Genomic DNA, 3,163 nt, shown 5'->3' with positions numbered 1-3,163 from the left:
TGTGCCTGATCTTTGGCCCAGAAGGCGATGTTGATCGCAAATTTGCGTTCTCCGGACAGGGTATGGGCCGTTGCGGGCAGCGTGTGGTCGCCAAAAAGTCCGACAGCCGAACTGATCTGCACATTGCCCCCAAGCGCGGGGGAGGGGTTGAGCGCCTTGGAGTAATCGCTCACACGCAGCCCCGCATAGGCGAGCAAACCAAGCGACACCACAAGCGCGATGATCTTTTGCCAGTTTAGGGGCTGCACCTTCGGTGCGGCGCGCCCGTGCATCATCCATTCCGCCACCGCGATCCCCGAAATCAGGCACAGCCCGCCTAGCACCCAGCCCGCCAGAACGTCGCTGAGATAGTGTTCGACCAGATAGAGGCGGCTCAGCCCGATCAGACCGGCGACGAGGGTGGCAAGGAAGGCGGCCATCACCGCCCCCATCCGTCCCAACCGCCAGAGCAGGTAGAACAGCATGCCGTAAAAGGCGACCGAAAGCGTGGCGTGGCCGGATGGAAAACTGCCCGAGGTCTCGGTGAAATAGCCAAGGCTCGAGCGCGCACGCCCGAACGCCGTCTTGAGAATAACAACCGAAACCAGATCCGTTCCCAGCGCCACCAACAAGCCGACCAACAGGCCCGGACGCCGCAGCAGCACCAGCCACAGCACCGCCAGCGCCAGAACCGCCGCCACCAGCCGCGTATCGCCAAGTGCTGTGATCCAGGTGAAAACCTGTATCAGCGCTGGCGTCCAGAACAGATGCATCAATTGCGCCAGCCGTGCGTCGATTTGCACAATCGGCTCGGCGCGCACGAAATCAAAGGCCAATCCAAGCCACAGCGCCGCCAGATAGGCAAAGGCCACGCCCAGCACCGTCGCAGGCAGCCCGGTAAAATGGGTCCGGTCAAGACGCCGGGTCAGAAACTGCGCGAGGCGCGGATTCCGTGCGCCCCAGCTATCAATGCGCGGATGGCGCGCGATCTCATCCATCAAGCCCCCGGCCATTGCCAGCAGATGGGGCAAGGTGCGGTCCAACTGGCGCAGCGTCCACCACAGCAGCGCTGCCAGCACCGACAGCACCGCGACGAATAGCGCGGCGCGCGTCATCATCGGGCTAAAGCGCGACAGGCCGCTGCCCAAGCCATAACCAAAGGCGAGATGGGCCAGCGCGTAGGGAAAGCCGCTCACAATGTTCCAGATGCGAAACCGGCGAGTCTCCATCCCTGCGATGGCGGCAGCAAAGGGCACGAAGGCAGCAACCGGGCCAAGGAACCGCCCCAGCACCAAGGCAAACCCGCCGCGTTTGGCAAACAGGCGTTGGGCGCGTGCGAAGGCGGGCATGGCCTCGACATTCCAGCGCCCCAGCATGCCGCGACGCGCGCGGCGACCAAGCCAGAAACTGGCCTCCCCGCCAAGGATTGAGCCAATCGCCACGAACCATGCGAGATCAAAAAAATCGAGCATCCCCTGCTGCACCATCACCCCACCCGCATCCACGATCAGCGTGCCGGGCACGAAAATTCCGGTCAGCAAGAACGCCTCAAGCGCCGTCGCCGCGCCGATGATCCAATACCCAAGGATGCCAAGCGCGGCGAGAGAGGGCAGTATCTGGTGAATTGAACTCAGCATGTCAGTCCTTCGCGATCAGGTTACGTGCGCCGCCTGAGATCAGCATGGCGACCTCGACCACTTCGAGATAGGGCGAGACCCCCGGAGGCAAGGCGACATAGCGCGGCTGCCAGTCAGGGCGAAATTTATTCTTGAAGCGGCGCAGACCCTCAAAGTTGTAAAACGCCGCCCCATGACGGAAAATCAAATTTCCGAACTGGCTTGGCATATGCGCTGAAGGGCGATCAGAAAGTGGACGTTCGCCGCAGTTCACGCAAACGTCCGCGAAGATCAGAGAGCAGACCGTCGCCGCACGCACCAAAAAGCGACCGGAAAGCCCAGCGTTCGGCTCTACAAGTCAGGTGGAGCTCGATAAACCGGGTCAGACTGATCCTCATTCTTGGACAAGACATTGTACAGATCGTTCTTCAGACGCCCCGGCGAAGATTAACTCCTTGTCAGAGGATGCTTGTCGCGAAACGATCAAGCTTGCTGTCCTCCCGGTAGAGCAGACGAACAGCGATGGCAGCGACGATCCCAGTAGCAGCCCCGCCCAAGACGTCGGAAAGGTAATGGGTGCCGACATAGACGCGGGACAGGCAGACTAAGATTGCCATGGCGAAGAACGCCAGCGTCCGTCGCGGTAGCTTCTGCAGAGCAAAGGTCATCGCGACCGACATCGAGGCCGTCGCGTGGTCGGATGGGAACGACCAGTCTGCACTCTTCGCGATCAGGAGATGCGAAATGCCAGCGTCATAGGGGCGCACACGGTGAATGAAGAGAAGGACACCCTGGTTGATCGCAAGACCCAGCAGGAAGGCAAGCCCGGCGCAGATCGCGACGTGACGCACATGTTGCCGATCTTCCCGGCTCCACCATTGTAAGACGACCATCAGGACAATGAAGGGCACCCCGACTTTCGTGATCGCGATCATTATGGGATCGAAGAGAGGGTTTTGGCCTGCAAAGGAGTTGATCCACTGGGTAATCGCGACGTCCATTGTCTGCCTTTCATTGAACGAGGTTGATCACGGAATGCAAGTCATTGAGGACCGCATCCATCAAGCCTGAAATGTTAGTGTCACTTTGAAGGGATTGCACGCGCTGACCGAGATAGCTGGCGGACTTGTGTTCTAGCTCGTTTCCGTGCCGGCGATGCTTCATTGGGTGATCTTCTCTCACAGGAGCAGCTGATGGAAAATCCTCGGAACTTCGTCGCCACGCACATAATGAACGCGGCACAGCAACAGAGCGGATCGACCCGGGCCTTCTATACTTTCTACCTGATCAGCCAAGGGCTGATCAAAGCTGCCTTGATCGTTGGGTTGCTGCAAAGAAACTTTTGGTCGATCAAGGGACCGAAGCCACTCCCGTCCCAAGATTGGCAAGCCAAGGCGCAACCTATCTTGCGCCTCTGACAGTTTAACTTTCCCATTTAATTCCCGTCGCGGGCGGCCTGCACCGCTTGCATTCGGTCTGGCCAAGTTGAGCGGATGAAGCCGAGAATATCGAGGATCTCGCCATCATTGAGGGTTCCGGCGAAACCGGGCATGCCGCTGGCGAAATCC

Annotated in this window: 4 protein-coding genes and 1 pseudogene; 1 reads left to right on the top strand and 4 read right to left on the bottom strand. The window is 59.7% G+C overall.

Going from position 1 to position 3,163, the window contains the following annotated elements; all coding sequences use genetic code 11:
- The 3 genes from QZ571_RS18340 to QZ571_RS18330 form a co-directional block, all read right to left on the bottom strand.
- Positions 1 to 1,616 (bottom strand): phosphatase PAP2 family protein (locus tag QZ571_RS18340; RefSeq protein WP_295537603.1); only part of this gene is annotated, 1,616 nt, incomplete at its 3' end.
- A 1-nt stretch (position 1,617) separates the two neighbouring features.
- Complete coding sequence (locus QZ571_RS18335; protein ID WP_295537601.1) at positions 1,618 to 1,869, bottom strand: phosphatidylglycerol lysyltransferase domain-containing protein; 252 nt, start codon at positions 1,867 to 1,869, stop codon at positions 1,618 to 1,620.
- 184 nt (positions 1,870 to 2,053) lie between these two features.
- Positions 2,054 to 2,596, bottom strand: coding sequence for a phosphatase PAP2 family protein (locus tag QZ571_RS18330; protein WP_295537599.1), 543 nt, complete (start codon positions 2,594 to 2,596; stop codon positions 2,054 to 2,056).
- A 162-nt stretch (positions 2,597 to 2,758) separates the two neighbouring features.
- Between QZ571_RS18330 and QZ571_RS18325 the strand changes: the two genes are divergently transcribed.
- Entirely contained in the window at positions 2,759 to 3,013 is a 255-nt protein-coding gene (locus tag QZ571_RS18325; protein ID WP_295537597.1) for a DUF2127 domain-containing protein, read from the top strand.
- 17 nt (positions 3,014 to 3,030) lie between these two features.
- Here the strand turns inward: QZ571_RS18325 and QZ571_RS18320 are convergent.
- Positions 3,031 to 3,163, bottom strand: a pseudogene (locus QZ571_RS18320) (cytochrome c); the annotation flags it as partial.

The sequence above is a fragment of the uncultured Thioclava sp. genome (assembly GCF_913064665.1).
Taxonomy (GTDB): Bacteria; Pseudomonadota; Alphaproteobacteria; order Rhodobacterales; family Rhodobacteraceae; genus Thioclava; species Thioclava arctica.
Note: the sequence above shows the minus strand (reverse complement) of the source record. Positions and strands in the feature narration are given on the sequence as shown.

Bases quoted from the DNA above. Each gene is read 5' to 3' on its own strand.
- QZ571_RS18330 (WP_295537599.1), bottom strand. From the start codon at position 2,596: ATGGACGTCGCGATTACCCAGTGGATCAACTCCTTTGCAGGCCAAAAC.